This is a genomic window from Lacrimispora sphenoides JCM 1415 (assembly GCF_900105615.1).
Classification (GTDB): domain Bacteria; phylum Bacillota; class Clostridia; order Lachnospirales; family Lachnospiraceae; genus Lacrimispora; species Lacrimispora sphenoides.
Map to the genome: position 1 here is coordinate 4,489,663 of NZ_LT630003.1, position 18,799 is coordinate 4,508,461.

Sequence of the window (18,799 nt, forward strand, 5' to 3'; positions counted from 1 at the left end):
CAGCAGGGTTTCCTGGAAGCCTGGAAACATGCTTTATCCGGTTCCGGCGGTTATGGTGAGCTGCCAGAGGGAAGGGGAAAAACCCAATATCATTACCGTGGCATGGGCAGGAACCATATGTTCCACCCCGGCCATGCTGTCTATATCCATCCGCCCGGAACGGCATTCCCATAAAATCATAAAAGAAACCAGAGAGTTTGTGGTAAATCTGGTGACAAAGGATCTGGTGCGGGCGACCGATTACTGCGGGGTGAAGTCCGGCAGGGAAGTGGATAAATTTGCAGAAATGAGGCTGACGCCTTGTTCCCTGGAACATGTAAAAGCCCCCGGAATAGAGGAAAGCCCGGTGAATTTAGCCTGCAGAGTTGTGGAGATCAAGCCTCTGGGAAGCCATGACCTGTTTTTGGCAGAGGTGGTTGGAGTGACCGTAAACAGCCGGTACATGGACGAAAAAGGGAAGTTCCACCTTAATGATGCAGGACTTATATCCTATTCTCATGGGGAATATTTTGAACTGGGGAAAAAGCTTGGAAGTTTCGGCTATTCTGTGAAAAAGGCAGGAAAAAAGCCGTCGGGCAGGAGGAAAAACAAATGACGAGTAAGCTTAATAACATTACGCTGATCGGTATGCCGGCTTCTGGTAAAAGCACAGTAGGCGTTTTGCTGGCAAAACGCCTTGGATATTCTTTTGTGGACGTGGACATTGTAATTCAGGAGCAGGAAGGCTGCCTATTAAAGGAAATTATTGAAAAAGAGGGCCAGGATGGCTTTCTGGCTGTGGAAAACAGGATCAATGCCTGCCTTAATGTCCGCCATAGCGTCATTGCCCCGGGAGGCAGCGTGATCTATGGAAAAGAAGCTATGGAGCATTTAAAAGAGATCAGTACTGTGGTTTATTTAAAGCTTAGCTATGAAAGCGTGGAAGAACGGCTGGGTAATCTGGTAGACCGGGGAGTTGTCTTAAAGGACGGAATGACCTTAAAAGACTTATACGAGGAACGGGTACCTTATTATGAAAAATATGCCGACATAACCATTGATGAAAACGGCCTTGATGCAGGAAAGACGGTAGACAGGTTAAGAGCCATTATGGAGGAAAGGTTCGGCCTGACTACATAATCGCCTCGCCAGTTTTCATAATCACCCTGAATATTTACGGGAAATTTAAAAGGTGTCTCTAAAGTCAAATTACGGCTTTTGGACACCTTTTTTGTTTTAAACTTTTAACTGAAACTTTCCAATTAATAGCTTCAGCATCTGAGCCTGCCCGGCCATTTCCTGACTCGCAGCAGCACTTTCCTCTGATGTGGCGGAATTGGTTTGAATCACACTTGATATCTGATCAATTCCCTGAGTTACCTGGGCAACTGCAAATGCCTGATCCTTTGATGCGGATGATATCTGGTATGCTAAGTCCGCTGCTGTTTTGGAAGACTGGACAATGCGGTCCATGGATTTTGCAGTCTCCTTGGCAATATGATTTCCAGCCTCAATGGAAGCCAGGGTATGCTCAATTAATGCAGAGGTATTTTTGGAAGCTTCCTGACTTTTGTTGGCCAGGTTGCGGACCTCGTCTGCAACAACTGCAAAGCCCTTTCCGGCCTCTCCAGCCCTTGCTGCTTCTACGGCTGCGTTAAGGGCCAGGATATTGGTCTGGAAGGCAATGTCCTCTATGGTTTTGATAACCTTTCCGATTTCTGAGGAGGCACTGCTGATATCCTCCATGGCATTTGTCAGATCCTGCATCTGAGTTTTACCAAATTCCAGCTCTGATGCGGTATTGCTTACCTGCTGGTTTGTTTCTTTTGCATTCTCCGCATTATGGTTTATGTTATTGGAAATATCATTGATGGTGGCAGCCAGCTCTTCAATAGAGGAAGCCTGTTCGGTCGCACCCTGGCTTAAAGCCTGGGCACTGCCTGCCACCTGTTCAGCACCTGAGGCCACCTGGTCTGAGGACTGGGTTATTTTAGCCATGACATCATTTAAGGAATCAGTAAGATTCTGTATGGAGAGCTGTACGGAACGGAACTCCCCTTTAAACTCCTCTGAGTCATGAGGAATATTAAAATTTCCCTGGGCCATCTGGCTTGTGGTGGAAGAAATATAATCCATATAGTAGGATAAACGCCCCATCATCGTCCTCATACTGTCTGCAAGATGTCCTAGCTCATCTTCTGAACGATATTCCAGAATGCATTTCAAATCTCCCTGGGCCATCCGGTCTGCAACCGCTTTCAGTTCGTCAATGGGACGGGTGATCCCTCTTGTAATGGCGATTGCAATGATAACGGATGTAACAATGGAAATGAGGATGATGGTGCCCATAATTGCAATGAATATGGATGTCAGGCGGGAAAGATCGGCAGACCTTAAATCACCGGTTGTTGACTTATCTGACAACATGGTATTGATCGTATCTGCAATCTCCGCTGCCAGGGGAGCTGCCTGGCTTCGGAACGTAGTCATAGCCTCCTTGGGAGATGTCGATGCAAGCTCAATGGTATGGCTGCGGACCGCCTCATAGGATTTCATTTTTTCTGTAAGCTTGCTGTAAAGCTCTTTTTCCGAGGCTGTCTTCATCTGCCCCTGTACCAGTTCCATTTTCTGGTTTATCATTTCAATCTGTTTGCTTAGGTTTTCCTTCTGATTGGCAGTTTCCGCAGAATCTTCCGAAAAAATTATGTATAAAATTGTTGCACGGTGAGCCTGAAACGCCTGTCCCAGGCTTCCGATATCGCCCTGGGCAAATCCATAATCCTGCAATGCAGTATGATATTTCTCATTAACGGTCCGAATGAGCAGAATTCCGATGGTTCCGGCTAAGCCTGAAAACAATACAACGATGAGAAATGCAGCAAGCAGCCGGTTTCCTACCTTTCGTTTTTTTAACATACAATGTTCCTCCATGGTTTTAGTTTATTTTGCCTTATTACGTTTGTTCCATGAATTTTTGGATAAATGTCGGATTTGACATAATATTTCATAATGATTCTATATTATATCTTTTCTTAAATTTCCTGAATATGGAATTACTAATAATTATAGTTATCTTTCCGATTTTAGTCAATATAGTAGATGGTTACGTGCAAAATTTAGCAGCTATGATTATCTCACTGTAGTTGAAAGCGATGGGGAAGCAAAACATCTGCTGAAAAAATATTTTGCCGTTTCCGGACAGGAAGGAATTTATAGGATTCTTCATTCGGATAAAGGACTGGTCATTGAACTGGAAGAGTGAATATCTGTATAAAAAATACCGTTTCATAATGAATGATGATGATTAATTGCCATTAATCATTCATTATGAAGCGGTTTTGTATGAATTAGAACCGGAACTGATCCATCAGGCCATTTAAGATATGGGCCTGACTGGAGAGCTCTTCGCTGGTGGCTGCGCTCTCTTCTGCAGTAGCGGAATTGGTCTGCACAACGCCGGATATCTGGTCGATTCCCAGGGCCACATGGGCAATGGAGCTTGCCTGTTCCTGGGAAGCTTCTGCGATATCATATATCAGAGAAGCCATTTTTTCGGAAGAAGCTGCGATTCGTTCCAGAGAATCCGCTGTTTCACCGGCGATTCCCGTTCCCTTCTGTACCGACTGGGCGGAGCTTTCTATGAGGAAAGCGGTATTTTTTGAGGCCTCCGCGCTTTTTGATGCAAGATTTCGCACTTCGTCGGCGACGACGGCAAAGCCTTTTCCGGCTTCTCCGGCACGGGCGGCTTCAACCGCTGCGTTTAAAGCCAGGATGTTGGTCTGGTAGGCAATATCTTCGATGGTTTTTATGATCTTACCGATTTCACTGGAAGTATGGTTGATCTCGTTCATTGCATCGGTCATTCTCTTCATCTGTTCTTTTCCATTTTCCAGCTGGGTTGAAGTCTCCTTTGCCTGGAGAGTGGCCTCCTCTGCGTTTTTAGCATTTAAATCCACATGAGAAGAAATAAGACTTATGGTAGCTACCAGCTCCTCCACGGAACTGGCCTGCTCTGTTGCTCCCTGGGAGAGCGCCTGGGCACCTGCGGATACTTGTTCGGCACCGGATGCTACCTCCTCAGAGGACTGGTCGATCCTTAAGAGAGTATCTCTGAGCCTGGACTGCAGCTGGGTCATGGCCTGAAGAATCCCGCCAAATCCTCCTACATAGGCGGACTCGCAGCTGGAAGAAACGGTTAAGCTGCCTTCTGCCATCTCATTGAGAATATGATCTACATCTCCGATGATCATTTTAAACCCGTCCACCAGCTCCCGGGTAGCTTCTGCCAGCACACCGGTTTCGTCTTGGCTGTTGATTACAGGAACCGGAGACTCCAGATCACCCTGCACCAGTCTTTTTAAGCGTTCGGTACAGGCATTTACGGGATTTCCGATTCTTCCTGCAAGGACAACCGATATGATTCCGGCCACAGTCAGTGCTGCGATGAGCAGTATTACCGATATGACGATTCCGGTTATGGTCGCTCCCATAAAGTCCGTCATGGGAGCTTTGAGGCCGAAGCTCCAGCCATCGGTCCCTTCAATGGGTGCATATGCCAGAAATTCGTTTACGCCCCCCTTGTTGTAACGGCCAAATCCGCTATTTCCTTCGGTCATTCCCTTCTCAAGAGCAGCAAGAGCAGCCAGTCCGGGATCTGTCTTTGCGATTTCCTGGGTATTTGTCACATTGGTTACTTTCTCCATATCCACATCGGCAATGATACCGCCGCTTCTGTTCAGTATGTAGGAATTGCTTCCCTTACTTATCTTTATGCTGGCAACGATATCATTTAAAAAGGTCTCTGTAGGGACAAAATATACGACGCCCACGACTTTGGAATCCGGAATTCCCTTATCCCACAATGGGGCGGATATGATAATGGTAAGCTGTCCTGTGATCTTACTGATTAAAGGATCGGATACCACTGTCTCGCCATTTAGGGACTTTTGGAAATAGTCCCGGTCAGAATAGTCTTTTCCATCAAACAAGCTGATTCCGTCTGCCCCCAGTATGTTTCCACGCTGGAAGTCGTGGGCTTTTGCCTTCTGGTCTATGATGGTTTTTTTATCAGCCACGCTGGTTCCAGGGTTGGAGAGCCGGTCAATGCTGCCGACTTCATAGGCAATATTCTTATAAATATCCAGTTCTTTTGAAACCCGCTGTGAGGCGGTGCGTGCCAGTTCCGTCATGGTCTGGTTCATAGTCCCGATCATGCTGGAATAGTTTAAATAAATGCTGGTACCTCCCACTGCACATAGGGAAATAAATACTGTCAAAGCCATGCTTAGCAGTATTTTAGTTTTTATGCTTTTCATTATCACTTCTCCTTTGTACTTCGCTTAAGTCTGCGAATTTAAGTATACTTTATGTTAGGAAAAATGTCTAATTCCTTTTCTGCAATATGATATAAAATGCTAATAGACAAATCACGTAATATGCTCTATATTGAAATGACTACTTTATAACCAAATTTTTTTAAGGAGACTAAATAAATTTTTTGTGGTACTCAACGACACCTTGCCTGATTTACTTAATATGATAAAGCCTGGTGCCAGATGAAGTGCTTGACATCATCAGCGAGGGTGGTTCCGGCTACCATTTCTTTGAAAGAAGTGCAGAACGGCTCATTATTAATAAAACAGATTACCGATAATCAGATCCCTCAGGCATATAACTGCCTGAGGGATTTTACGTATCTATTTCCTTGTATTTACCGCAATCAACAAGGTTTATATTGCAAAGTATATAATCCTGCCGTTGATTATACATAACGGCAGGATTTCTGACAAAAGTTTGCTATAACATTAACAAACGGTCCCCTTTGATTTCTTCTGCACTCCATGTAATTAATGCAAATTTACCGTCAGCATGTTTATCAACACGATTAAGCCATTCCACCTCATTTGCCGCCTTTGCTGCCAACATGGGATTGGTGGTATCCGCGCCGTACAAGGATTGGTTGATAATCCACCACTGAGCGGATATACCTGCCCGCTTCAAATCGTCCTCCAAACGCAATGCCTCATAAACAGGTGTTGCTTCGGGCAGGGTCACAATAAGAACTTCGGTTTCATCAGATTTCAGCCTTGGCAGAAGTTTCTTCACTGATTCAGGGATTTCACCTTTTGTTCGCTGAATCTCATGATTGTAACTTTGAGTGGATTCCAGCAAAAGCAGGGTATGACCGGTAGGTGCCGTATCAATCACCACTACCTGATCGTCAGCTTTATCTACTATTTCTGCAAAGGCACGAAACACAGCAATTTCCTGTGTGCAGGGAGAACGCAAATCTTCCTCAACATAGGCAATATCACCATCGCTCATACCAGACGAACGAGCTTTATAAAGCACTTCAGACTGGTATTTTTTCAGTTCTTCGGCCTCGTCTATATGGCTCAATGAAACGCCGCAGTTTTCGTCCAGCACAAATTTCAGATGTGCGGCGGGGTCGGTAGTTGTAAGATGAACTTTTTCTCCGCGCTTTGCAAGACCCAACGCCACAGCAGCAGCAACAGTAGTTTTTCCTACGCCGCCTTTGCCCATGGTGAAAATAACGCGCTTGCCGCTTTTTGCCAGTTCGTCGATCACATTATTTAACGCAGGAACATGAATGCGGTTCAGCGTTTCATTGTGTACAGTTACATGGTCGGTATTCAGTAAGGCACGCACATTTTCAAGTCCTGTGACGTTATAGGCTCGTAAGGGTACCATATGGAGCGGAAGCGTCTGGAGACTTTCCGGCATTGCATTAAGCGCGGTCTGCTGCTTCTCATACAAGTTGGAAGAAAGAGGGTCGCTGTATTCAGTCAGTACACCATTGATAACCAGCATTTGATTGAGGACTCCCAGGGAGGAAAGTTCGCCATAAGCCCGTGCTGCTTCTTTAAACGGTGCTGTCTCGGGGCGCGTCACAAGGATTAATGAGGTCAAATTTCCGTTTGCCAGAGTTTCCACAGCCTGCTTGTAAATCATCTTTTTGCTTTCCAGACCGGAAAGCTGGCCCAAGCAGGACGCACCGTGAGTGCTTTCGCTGATAAAATTACTCCATGCGGACGGGAGCTGAAGCATTCGCAGAGTGTGGCCTGTGGGTGCGGTGTCAAAAATAATATGATCATATTCCTGTTGTATCTTACCGTCTGTGATAAAGTTGGAAAATTCATTAAACGCCGCGATCTCCACGGTGCAGGAGCCAGAAAGCTGTTCTTCCATGTTAGCGAGAACAGCATCAGGAAGTTTGCCGCGGTAAGGGGCAATGACGCTTTCCCGGTATTCAGCAGCAGCCTGAATTGGGTCGAGATTCGCCACCGCCAAATTAGGCACGTCGGGAATCGGTATCCCCTTGTTTGTTAACTCCATAGAAAAAACGTCCTGTAAATTAGATGCCGGGTCGGTACTGATCAGCATCACTCGTTTTCCTTTGTCTGCCAGTGATACAGCGGTGGCGCAGGCAACGCTTGTTTTTCCCACGCCGCCCTTGCCGGTATAGAAGAGATACTTTGTAAGTTTGATTGTACAAGGGTCAAATAAATTCACTTTAGCAGCAGCCTCCTTTGCAGCAGCAGCCATCATTTCCCTGCGCTTTTTCCACTGGTCTACCCAGTAAGTTGGCAGGCAGGCCCAACCACTCCGTAAATTCCGCATTAGTGGGGTATTTGCCGGTCAGAAGGATTTTTCCATCCATCAGGGTAACGGGCAAGCCGTCTGGCCCTTTGTCATTTATGAAGTCATTCACGGCCTTATTATTCACAAACTCCATTGGTGCACTGTTGAGATTAAAACGATCAACGGTTACGCCATGTTTTTTCAATGTATCAAGTACAGTAGAGATACGAAGCAGTTCGGGATCAACTCCTACTCCGCAAAGTCCGGTAGAGCAGCACATAGCAGGTTCAAAGATTTGCATTGTTTTCATAAAGTTACCTTCTTTCATTGAATTTATTTAGAATCGCGTTCCGTGAAGAAGCGTTCTATGTTCAAATTTCATACAATCATTGTCATATAGAATTTTTTCTATATTTCGACGACTTTTTTGTCGATGCCAAATTTCCCATTGAGAACATGACACCGACAGCTGCGGTCACAGTAACAAACTATATATCACTGCCTTTCCGATGGCATATGCAATCGGGGTTTGAAGTGAATATCTCTCCTAACTGCTGATAAAAAGCTTTTAGGCGTTCCTCATTCAATGAATAATATATCCATTTGCCTTCCGGCCTTGCTTTTACCAAGCCAGCGTCTATTAAGACTTTCATATCATGGGACAGGGTCGGCTGGGTAATATGAAACTTTTCTAAAATCTTGCAGGCACAAAGCTCTCCGCAAGAAAGCATATCAACAATGCGTAATCGTTTCGGGTCGGATAAAGCCTTTAAAATTTTAGCATTCTGAATGTATTTTTCTTCCATAGTACAACCTCACATAGAATATTTTCTATGTATTATCATATGCCTTAAATAAAAATATGTCAATATAATTTACTTTTCTATATCATCCATATGTACTTTAATAAATCCTTCGTAAAATGGATTATTTCCGTTACAAATTCCGGGTCATTACTTGCCTTTTAACGTATTTTGTGCTACACTTTTTTATGCAATAAGGTCGCAGACCCCCTTGATTTTCCTACATATCAAGGCTATCTGCATTCAACGGCCGGTGTGTTCGAGACCTTCCACACCTAAAACAAAACTAAAGGAGAAATGAATATGCATTACAAAACTTCAGAAAAAACCTATTTTATGGTTTTTTCAGCGGCGATTGCTGCAGTCTACACTGTGCTGACCATGGTTTTTGCGCCTATCAGCTTCGGTCCCATCCAGTTTAGAATTTCAGAGATCCTCTGTATTCTGCCATTTTTTACTCCGGCAGCAATTCCTGGATTGTTCATTGGTTGCTTCCTGTCAAATTTATTATGCGGAGCAGCAACCCTGGATGTGATTTTTGGAAGTCTTGCAACCCTGATCGGAGCTATCGGTTCCTATAAGCTTCGGAAAAACAGGTGGCTGGTATGCCTTCCGCCGATTTTGGCAAATACCATTATCATCCCATGGGTTCTGCGGTACGCTTACGGCTCAGAGGATATTATCTGGTATGGGATGCTGACAGTGGGAATAGGAGAGATTCTAGTAATAGGAATCCTTGGCAACATACTGCTTGGCGTGCTGAACAATTATAGGCATGTAATATTCGGGCGTTTCTTGTCGGATAAATAAGAACTTGAAAGTTTTACGGTGCCGCAGCATAGCTTCATGCATTTAAGAGCTACTTTTGAGCTTGTTCAGGTGTTTTGTAATAAGCATCCTGAATGAGCTTTCTCTTTATATGATAGCAAAAGTATTCCGTAAATGTATATTCATAGAGAGTGTTTTCTTCCCTCATAACATTAGATCAAAAGGCAGGTTACAATCGTTATATAAACTTTAACCCAAAATGGAAAATGTGACCAATATGTAACCGCCTTCATTTATAATTATATCATAACACAAGGATGATGGTGGAAATTATGACAAAAGGAAGAGTGAGTGTAGTACGCGGTACCGACCGGTATATCACTGTAGCAGTGGATGAATGCGACAATTGGAGCGTTAAGGGGGTTATGTTTCATTGTGATGATTCTCAGGGGATCCAATACGGCAGTATGCTGGAGATGATTTTAAATATGGACCGTATATTTGATTCCATGAGTTGTCCGAAACAGACATTTCAAATGCGTCACTTTCCCGGAACAAATCCTCCAGATTTTGTGACGCGGACCAGCAAAGAGAAAGAACGAAAGGGAAAACGAAGTACCTTCCGTATATATGTACAGTATCGTTACCATGCCAGCTGGCAGGGATTGATCCATTGGGAGGATGGAGACAGGCAGGAGTCATTTGAAAGCATGCTTCAATTAATTCTCTTAATGAATAAGATGTTGAGAGGAGACTTCCTGATGGGACAGGAAGGGGAACCATTGAATTCCTTCCATGTGGCCATTGATGCTTATGAGTCCGGACGCATAATGGGAAATTATCAAAATATACCTGCAGACCTGACAGAACGGCATGATGTTCTGGCTGATCTGGCGGGAACCCTGGGAAGCTTTATGGATATTAGGGCATCAAAGGAAAAGATTCCAAAATATGGAGTCAAATATGGACGTCTGATTTCCAATGAGGCCTGTTCCATGTGCAGAAGGGGCGGGCAAACTGCAACTTTTTCAATTAAAATCATGTTTCGTGAGCATTCTACATGGCAGGGCATCATTTACTGGCGGGAAGGCAGGGTGGAGCAGCCTTTCCGAAGCTATAAGGAGATGCTTTACCTGATGGTATCTGCTATAGGAATGCCCCAGGTAAGCAGCGGCAACATGGCGGAAGAGATGCCAAAGATTGCCCTGGGATCATAAGGACTGTGTCATAAAGTGCACTTTACAGAACATAAAATCTGTAAGGTGCATATTTTTGATTGTAATTAAATTGTAGATTTTCTCAGTGCTTTCTTATATAATAAGAAAGTACGCAGTAAAGAATGGCATTCATTATTACAGAAAACAAAATTAAGGATGGAAAAAACATGTATCAAATTGATTTTCATAAACCAGAGGCAATTCATTTTATTGGAATAGGCGGAATCAGCATGAGCGGTTTGGCGGAAATTCTTATTGACGAGGGATTTACCGTTACTGGGTCAGATTCCCAGAATTCAGAGCTGACACGCCATTTAGAGACAAAGGGTGCAGCGATCGCATATGGCCAGCGGGCAGAGAATATTAGAGAAGGAATTGACGTAGTTGTCTACACCGCTGCCGTTCATCCCGATAATCCGGAATTTGCAAGGGCTAAAGAAAAAGGACTTCCCATACTAAGCCGTGCAGAACTGCTTGGACAGATGATGAAAAATTATGAGAATTCCATAGCCGTATCAGGTACCCACGGAAAGACCACCACCACATCTATGATCACTGAGATTCTTTTGGCTGCTGAAACAGACCCCACCATATCGGTAGGCGGAATCTTAAACTCCATTGGCGGCAATATCCGGGTAGGAGGCCCAAGACTGTTTGTAACAGAAGCCTGTGAATATACCAATAGCTTTCTGTCTTTTTTCCCTACCATGGAGGTAATCCTGAATATAGAGGCAGATCATCTGGATTTCTTTAAAGATATTAAGGATATTCGCCACTCTTTTCGCCTGTTTGCCGAAAAGCTCCCCCAAAACGGCTCCCTGGTGATAAACAATGACATTGAGAGCAGGGAGGAGATTACCCAGGGGCTTCCATGCAACGTGATTACATTTGGAAAGAAACCGGGAAGCAGATATCAGGCCGAAGCCATCCGTTTTGACGATTTGGCAAGGGCGACTTATGATTTAAAGGTTGACGGAAATATTGTGGATACCGTGACACTGGGCGTTCCGGGAGAACATAATGTGTATAATTCACTGGCAGCTGCAGCCGTTTGTACAGAGCTGGGAATCGGGCTGGAGCTGATTAAAAAAGGACTGAAGCGCTTTACAGGTACCAACCGGCGTTTTGAGAAAAAGGGAGAACTGTCAGGAATCACCATCGTTGATGATTATGCTCACCATCCCCAGGAAATCAGGGCAACTCTGGAAACAGCAAAGCATTATCCCCATAAAAAGCTGTGGGTGGCATTCCAGCCTCATACATATACCAGGACAAAAGCATTTCTGGATGAATTTGCAGAGGCACTGTCTCTGGCAGATGAGGTGATTCTTGCGGACATCTATGCGGCCCGTGAAGCGGACGATTTAGGAATCAGTTCCAGGGATATTGCAGAGAGAATCGAGAAAAGAGGCGTAAAAGTCCATTATTTTTCATCCTTTGATGAGATTGAAACATTTATTTTAGAAAATTGTATACACGGTGATTTGTTGATAACTATGGGGGCTGGAGATATCGTAAAAGTGGGAGAAAAGCTTTTAGGCTTATAGTTATCCCCATTATCCACATAGTTTTCAACATTTTATGTTAAGAAGCTATGTGGATTTTTTAATTTACATAATTTATAGTCTAACAATTTAAGAAATCCCGGTTTTATCAGCAAATCGACATGATTCGGTGGAGAAATCCTAATTATGTATACCTGGTTTCCACATTATCCACATTATCCACAATTCATATGGTGGATAACTACGGCTATTTTCTTTTAATACGACCTGTGGTATGATATTCACAAAAGCAATGAGCAGCCGCAGGCTTTTCTCGCTGCACTGCGGACTGGCTATATAAAAAAGGTGAGGGTTATGACATTGAATATTAAAAGCAGTTTCAAGATCAACGTTACAGTCATTACCAATGAGTTCATTGACGAATACATGGCAGCGGCCAATGGAGAATACATAAAAGAATATTTATATTTAATGCGCCATGAAGGAGAAGAAATCACCGTTTCCATGATTGCGGATGCGTTAAACCATACAGAAGCAGATGTAGCGCGGGCTTTATCATACTGGAAGAATGCCGGAGTCCTAAAAGAAGACGTTCCAGCTAAACCGGAAGTATCCCCAGCGGCATCAGAAACAGCCTGTTCCGGAATCATCGCAGAGGAACAAGTAAAACCAGCACCATCCGGCCGCCGTATGGTCTACTCCCCAGAAAAGATAAGCGGTCTGGCCGGAGATGAGGATTTCTCTCAGCTTCTTTATATTGCCCAGAAATACATGAATAAGGTATTCACCCAAAGGGAGTGCGAGGTGTTTGCCTATCTATATGACGGCCTGCACATGCCTGCTGAGCTTTTAGAATATGTGGTAGAATACTGTGTGCAAGGTGGTCACAGCAGCATCCGTTATATTGAAACGGTGGCTATCAGCTGGCATGAAAAAGGGTTTCGGACCGTGGAAGATGCCAAGAGCTTTGCCCTTACCTTTACCAAGGATTCCTTTGCTGTTATGAAAGCCTTTGGATTAAATGACAGGAAACCGGGAGATCTTGAGAAGGACTTCATAGACAGGTGGTTCCGCGCCTATGGATTTGCCAGGGAGCTGGTTGTTGAAGCCTGTAACAGGACACTGGCGGCTACTCATGCGCCCAGCTTTCAGTATGCGGACAAAATATTAGAGGGCTGGAAAAAAGCCGGTGTACGCTCCATGGAAGAGATTAAAAAGCTGGACGAACAGTATGCGGAACGCATGAGAAGCGGAGAACATAAAACCGGAAAAAGCGGTGATAATAAGCAGGCTCAGAGCACTAAGGGAAGAAAGGGACAGAACCAGTTTCAGAATTTCCCTCAAAGAGAGATTGATTATGATGCCCTTGTTTTAAAGCAATTATCGGAGCGGCAGTAATATTACATAAGGTCAGCAGGATGAACGGAGGTAATTATGGCGCTGAGCAATTCACAGTACGATGCTATCATGCGGGCATATGGACAGCAACAGTTTAAGAACCGCCATGAACAGGAAGAGCGGATTGCGGAAGTATACCGCAGGATTCCGGTTATAAAAGAGCTTGATGATTTCATCAGCACCAGTGCAGTGGCCAGTGCGCGCAGGCTGCTTGAAGGGGACAAGGGAGCTCTTAAGGACTTAAGAAATGAAATTGCAGACTTGAGAGAGCAGAAAAGTGTACTCTTAAAGGCAGCCGGTTACTCTGCGGACTATATGGAGATGCAGTACCGGTGTCCGGATTGTAAGGATACCGGATACGCAGATGGGACCAAGTGCCACTGTTTCCGCCAGTCTGAAATGAAATATCTTTACGCTCAGTCAAACATTGAACAGATTATTGCTGTAGAAAATTTCGATACATTTTCCTATGAATACTTTGATGATACCAGGGTGGTTCCGGTTCTTAACAGAACCGTCAGACAGTACATGGGACAGGTTGTGGAGACTTGCAAAAGCTTTGTAAAGGGATTTTCCGGGGAACATGGAAACCTGCTGTTTACAGGCCCTACAGGAGTCGGTAAAACGTTCCTGACAAACTGCATCGCCAAGGAGCTGATTGACCGGTATTATTCCGTGATATACTTATCGGCCAATGACTTATTCGAGGTATTTTCAAAGAACCGGTTCGATTACCAGGATGAAGAAGATATGAAAGGGATGTACCAGTATATTCTGGACTGCGACCTTCTGATCATTGATGATCTGGGTACAGAGCTTAATAACAGTTTTACATCTTCTGAATTGTTTTACTGCATCAACGAACGGCTTAATTCTACCAGGTCCACGATCATATCCACCAACCACCCCATAAATGAGCTGAGGGACCGGTATACGGAACGTGTGACATCAAGGCTGATCAGCCGCTATACGGTGATTCCCCTTTATGGAGATGATATTCGTATCAGAAAGAAACATATTAATAAATAAAAAACCAGGAAGCCCATCTCAATGGGCTCCTGGATTTTCTATGCTTCCTATGGTTTTTAAAGGCTGGCAAGCCGCTCAAAAAGTCTGTTTACCTCCACCTGCCCGTATCCCCAAATGTTATTTGGATAAACATAAGAGCTGCTGCGTACTGCACCGCTGATTAAGAGACGGTTCACATTATTTCCGGTCATACGGGGGTAATTACCTCTGACAATGGCCCATTCAAGCACCATGGCAACGATTCCGGCAGCATGCGCCGTCGCCGCTCCGGTACCTGTTATCGATCCATATTGGCCACCACGAACCGCACAGGTGAGCTCGAAGCCAGGTGCGGCCAGATCAGGCTTTATTTCACCGATTCTTGTATAGCCTCTGCTGGATTCCGGCAGGATGCTGTTTGTCGCATCGTTATAAGCGCTCACTGTCAGCTGATGCCTTCCATTTCCAGGAGAGGTTATGGTCGTATCAGGGTTTGAATTGAGAAAATATGTATCTCTTGAAATCAAATCGCCGGAAGGGAGCCAGGAATGGAAGGCAAAGCCTTCACTTTCAATATTCTGTACCCGCAGGTACCAGATTCCGGGAATGAGATTGTTAAACCGCAGCAGGATGAGTTGATCTCCATTTGCTTCCTCAAATATGAAGTTGTTAACATAGATGACAGTTTCGTTAAATATGAAACTGAACCTTCTGCATTGATTGAAGGTAGGAAAAACAGGCTGTGTGGATTCACGGTTCGGAGAAGAGATGTCTACGGACAGCCTTGCCGGAGCGTATGACCAGATCTCCATGGAAAGCATTTTATCATTGGCCCCCACTCTTAATTCAAAATCATTATAATAAGGAGCTCCGGTGGTGGAGTTAAAGTAATGCCTTTGATTGTTCCCTTCGTTGCCGGCGGAAACGCATATTCCGATTCCAGGCAGCAATGTGAGGTAATCGATATAGCTGTCAATGGAGGCCCTGCCGTCATGACCTCCCTGGCTGCTTCCTAAAGCAACGCATACCACAAGAGGGCGGTTTAACCGTTCTGAAACTGAAAATGCATAACGGATGCCAAGTATGATATCGGATTCCTGATAGCAGAGAGAGTTTTCCGGAACAAAGAAGATATTTTTTAAGTTTTGTTTTGCTTCTTTCAATTTGACGATCACAAGATCAGCCTGAGGTACGACACCGCTGAAGGCTTCGGCCTCATTCGGGGTACCGGCTAAAACACTGGCTATGGCCGTTCCGTGTCCGACGGGGTCCGTTGTGGGGACAAGGGCCAAGGGATCCTCTGAATTTAAAGCAGCGTTGATTTGATCCCTGCTGTATTCGGAACCGAATGTAAAGGTATCGGGAATCGTACCCGTTTGCACTGTCTGGTCCCATATCGTGAGGATGCGTGAGGTTCCATCATTATATTTAAATGCAGGATGATTGTAGTCGATTCCGGTATCAACGACAGCCACCAGGACGCCTCTGCCGAACAGAGCCAGAAAAGGATTTCTCTGAACGGTTGTGATGCCGGATTTTTCCAGGCTGGTCGTAGAGGTTGGTGTGTAGAGGAAGGGAAAGCTGTTATAGGGATGACGGCCTAAATCACAGGGGTCAACGGTAGTGACAGGTACGTGCAGAAGGGAATCCCTTATATCTAAAAAGGTGATATTATTTCCAGTATCATAGGAAGGAACCAGGGTATTACTAATTATTAAGTCATAATAATTATTATCCAAAATTTTTAACAAGATAAATCCTCCCTGTATTTATTGGGTACATAATACATTTTATGCGGAAAAACATCTATTATGAGGATATCCTGGAGCATTGCATTGGATTATAAACGTAAGAAATTAACAGTTGCATCAAGTTCTTTCAAAGGTTACAATGAGAGATAAAGAGTCCTAAATACATCGATTAACTTGACTAATTCCGCACATAATGTTATAAAAGAACCGTTGCGTTGTATTAGGATACGTTGGAGGAGAGAAGAATGCTTTACGAAGAAAAGACGATAGAAACCATACCGGTAGGTCCACTGGGTCTGATACCGTTAAAAAGCTGCAAGGAGCTGGGAGATAAGGTCAATGACTACCTGGTGTCATGGAGACAGGAGCGGGAGAGCGAACATAAGTCAACCATCGCTTTTTCAGGTTATCAGAGAGATTCCTATATTATCGGAGCCAGCACGCCAAGATTCGGATCCGGCGAAGCAAAGGGTACCCTGCATGAATCTGTACGGGGTGATGACCTTTATTTCATGGTGGATGTGTGTAATTACAGCCTTACTTATTCCCTGTGCGGGATGACCAATCATATGTCTCCTGATGATCACTTCCAGGATTTGAAGCGACTCATTGCAGCATCGGCAGGAAAAGCCCGCCGCATCAATGTGATCATGCCATTCCTATACGAGAGCAGACAGCATAAGAGATCCAGCAGAGAATCCTTAGACTGTGCGCTGGCCCTTCGGGAGTTGGTGAATATGGGAGTTGAGAACATCATCACCTTTGATGCTCATGACCCGAGAGTGCAGAATGCGATTCCTTTAAAGGGCTTTGAAACTGTTCAGCCTATTTACCAGTTTATCAAGTACTTACTGAAGGAAGAGAAAGAACTGGATATTGACAGCGAGCATATGATGGTCATCAGCCCGGATGAGGGAGGCATGGGACGTGCTGTATTCTTTGCCAATGTTCTTGGCCTTGATATGGGTATGTTCTATAAACGCAGGGATTATACTCAAATCGTGAATGGACGCAATCCCATCGTTGCCCACGAATTTTTGGGAAGCAGCGTAGAAGGCAAAGATGTGATCATAGTTGACGACATGATTTCTTCCGGCGAAAGCATGCTTGATGTAGCGAAGGAGCTTAAGAGAAGAAAAGCCAGGAAAGTATTTGTTTGCTCCACTTTTGGCCTTTTTACCAACGGTCTTGCAAAGTTTGATGAATATTATGAGAATGGATTTATTGACAGGATCCTTACGACCAATCTGGTCTATCAGACCCCTGATCTCTTATCCAGACCATACTATATCAATGTTGATATGAGTAAGTATATTGCACTTATCATAGATAATTTAAACCATGACGCATCCTTAAGCGAGCTTTTAAATCCAACGAAAAGAATTAACCGGCTTCTGGAGCGTTACCGCGCAGGTGACAGGTAAAAAGGGCATATGGAACGATTACCGAAGCAGAAACTGGTCTTAGTAGGCCTTACACTTTTCTCCATGTTTTTTGGGGCGGGAAATCTTATTTTTCCGCCCTTTTTGGGTGCATCCGCGGGAACGAATATCTGGATTGCCATGGCAGGCTTTGCGGTGACAGCCATCGGGTTTCCGGTTCTTGGTGTGGTTGCAGTGGCTAAGTCCGGCGGCCTTAATAAGTTGGCCGGCCATGTTCATCCCAGATTTGCATTTATTTTTACTCTGCTCATTTACTTATCCATAGGGCCGTGTCTCGCAATTCCCAGAACTGCCAGCACCTCCTTTGAGATGGCGGTGGTCCCCTTTTTAAAAGAAGGGGGCTCGGGAGCTCTCTCCCAGTTCCTTTATTCCGCCGTGTTCTTTACCATTGCTTTTGTCGTGTCATTGAAACCGGATAAATTAACAGACCGTCTGGGTAAGATAATGACTCCCTGCCTTTTGGCCCTGATCGTGGTAATATTTGCAGGCAGCGTAGTCCATCCGGCAGGCTCTTACGGGTTTCCGTCAAAGTCCTATGGGTCCAATCCATTTGTAAAAGGATTTCTTGAAGGGTATCTGACCATGGATACCATCGCTGCCCTGAACTTTGGAATTATTATCTCTTTGAATGTTCAGGCAATGGGAATCAAACAGGAAGCTTCCGTCGTAAAGGAAACCATTCAGGCCGGTTTCGTCGCCGGAGGTGTTCTTTTAATGGTATACAGTGCTCTGGCCCACGTGGGAGCCGTCACCGGCGGCGCAATGGGGCTGGGAGAAAACGGAGCTCAGACCTTGAACCAGGCGGTACGTTTTTTGTATGGGAATGTGGGGCTTGTGATGCTGGCCGCCATATTCTTCATTGCCTGTTTAAATACCTGCATCGGCCTTATCAGTTGCTGCAGCAGGTATTTCTGCACCATTGTACCAAAAGTGGGATACCGTGTATGGGCATTCACCTTCGCATTGGTGAGCCTGGTAATCTCCAATATCGGTCTTACCAGGATATTAGAAGTCTCTGTACCGGTGTTAAATGCCATTTACCCCATAGCCATTGTCCTCATTCTGCTGTCCTTTGGTTTTCCGGACGGAAGGAAGTGGAAGGCTGTTTATGTCTGTTCCATTAGTTTCACAGGAATCGTCAGTGTGCTTCTGTCCCTGGAACAGGCAGGTCTTAGCTTTTTAAATCCCGGGCTTTCCATGCTTCCTCTTTATGGTATGGGACTTGGCTGGATCGGGCCGGCTATTACAGGGCTTCTGGCTGGCGTTTTAGCCGGTTTAGCCGGATATAGGAACAGATCATAGGATCTATAGTAAAAAGACTGTCAT

At 44.7% G+C, this 18,799-nt stretch carries 15 protein-coding genes; 9 read left to right on the top strand and 6 right to left on the bottom strand.

The window, feature by feature from the left end; all coding sequences use genetic code 11:
* Positions 1–28 precede the first annotated feature (28 nt).
* Together BMX69_RS20270 and BMX69_RS20275 are read left to right on the top strand one after the other, a co-directional pair.
* A complete protein-coding gene (locus BMX69_RS20270; protein ID WP_054791324.1) occupies positions 29–595 on the top strand; it encodes a flavin reductase family protein in 567 nt (188 codons plus the stop codon).
* Positions 592–1,119: a shikimate kinase gene (locus tag BMX69_RS20275; RefSeq protein WP_054791284.1), complete on the top strand. Its 528-nt coding sequence runs from the start codon at positions 592–594 to the stop codon at positions 1,117–1,119. The genes BMX69_RS20270 and BMX69_RS20275 overlap by 4 nt, the downstream gene beginning before the upstream one ends.
* Before the next feature lie 96 nt (positions 1,120–1,215).
* Here BMX69_RS20275 and BMX69_RS20280 read toward each other — a convergent pair whose 3' ends face one another.
* The 5 genes from BMX69_RS20280 to BMX69_RS20300 form a co-directional block, all read right to left on the bottom strand.
* Positions 1,216–2,895 (bottom strand): methyl-accepting chemotaxis protein, encoded by a 1,680-nt coding sequence (locus BMX69_RS20280; RefSeq protein WP_160117889.1) that lies wholly within the window; start codon positions 2,893–2,895, stop codon positions 1,216–1,218.
* 431 nt (positions 2,896–3,326) lie between these two features.
* Positions 3,327–5,294 carry a methyl-accepting chemotaxis protein gene (locus BMX69_RS20285; RefSeq protein ID WP_100043355.1) on the bottom strand — a complete coding sequence of 656 codons (1,968 nt, stop codon included), beginning with the start codon at positions 5,292–5,294 and terminating at the stop codon, positions 3,327–3,329.
* 481 nt (positions 5,295–5,775) lie between these two features.
* A complete protein-coding gene (gene arsA, locus BMX69_RS20290) occupies positions 5,776–7,620 on the bottom strand; it encodes an arsenical pump-driving ATPase (RefSeq protein WP_330387493.1) in 1,845 nt (614 codons plus the stop codon).
* Positions 7,514–7,891, bottom strand: coding sequence for an arsenite efflux transporter metallochaperone ArsD (arsD, locus tag BMX69_RS20295; RefSeq protein WP_054791288.1), 378 nt, complete (start codon positions 7,889–7,891; stop codon positions 7,514–7,516). The genes arsA and arsD overlap by 107 nt, the downstream gene beginning before the upstream one ends.
* 178 nt (positions 7,892–8,069) lie before the next feature.
* A complete protein-coding gene (locus BMX69_RS20300) occupies positions 8,070–8,387 on the bottom strand; it encodes an ArsR/SmtB family transcription factor (protein WP_025230760.1) in 318 nt (105 codons plus the stop codon).
* Between the two features lie 300 nt (positions 8,388–8,687).
* On the opposite strand from BMX69_RS20300, the gene BMX69_RS20305 reads away from it, so the two are divergent.
* From BMX69_RS20305 to BMX69_RS20325, 5 genes are all read left to right on the top strand, one after another.
* Positions 8,688–9,194 carry a QueT transporter family protein gene (locus tag BMX69_RS20305; RefSeq protein WP_100043357.1) on the top strand — a complete coding sequence of 169 codons (507 nt, stop codon included), beginning with the start codon at positions 8,688–8,690 and terminating at the stop codon, positions 9,192–9,194.
* Between the two features lie 290 nt (positions 9,195–9,484).
* Positions 9,485–10,369: a hypothetical protein gene (locus BMX69_RS20310; protein ID WP_100043358.1), complete on the top strand. Its 885-nt coding sequence runs from the start codon at positions 9,485–9,487 to the stop codon at positions 10,367–10,369.
* 167 nt (positions 10,370–10,536) lie between these two features.
* Positions 10,537–11,916, top strand: a complete 1,380-nt coding sequence (gene murC, locus BMX69_RS20315) for a UDP-N-acetylmuramate--L-alanine ligase (protein ID WP_100043904.1) — start codon at positions 10,537–10,539, stop codon at positions 11,914–11,916.
* Between the two features lie 312 nt (positions 11,917–12,228).
* The gene (locus tag BMX69_RS20320) at positions 12,229–13,272 is read left to right on the top strand and encodes a DnaD domain protein (protein WP_100043359.1); all 1,044 of its coding nucleotides are present in this window, start codon (positions 12,229–12,231) and stop codon (positions 13,270–13,272) included.
* 36 nt (positions 13,273–13,308) lie between these two features.
* Positions 13,309–14,301: an ATP-binding protein gene (locus BMX69_RS20325; RefSeq protein ID WP_100043360.1), complete on the top strand. Its 993-nt coding sequence runs from the start codon at positions 13,309–13,311 to the stop codon at positions 14,299–14,301.
* A 56-nt stretch (positions 14,302–14,357) separates the two neighbouring features.
* On the opposite strand, the gene BMX69_RS20330 is transcribed toward BMX69_RS20325, so the two are convergent.
* Positions 14,358–16,031, bottom strand: a complete 1,674-nt coding sequence (locus BMX69_RS20330; protein WP_100043361.1) for a S8 family peptidase — start codon at positions 16,029–16,031, stop codon at positions 14,358–14,360.
* A gap of 245 nt (positions 16,032–16,276) precedes the next feature.
* Between BMX69_RS20330 and BMX69_RS20335 the strand changes: the two genes are divergently transcribed.
* A complete protein-coding gene (locus tag BMX69_RS20335) occupies positions 16,277–17,455 on the top strand; it encodes a ribose-phosphate pyrophosphokinase (RefSeq protein ID WP_025230767.1) in 1,179 nt (392 codons plus the stop codon).
* A gap of 9 nt (positions 17,456–17,464) precedes the next feature.
* Positions 17,465–18,775 (top strand): branched-chain amino acid transport system II carrier protein, encoded by a 1,311-nt coding sequence (brnQ, locus tag BMX69_RS20340; RefSeq protein WP_100043362.1) that lies wholly within the window; start codon positions 17,465–17,467, stop codon positions 18,773–18,775.
* Positions 18,776–18,799 lie beyond the last annotated feature (24 nt).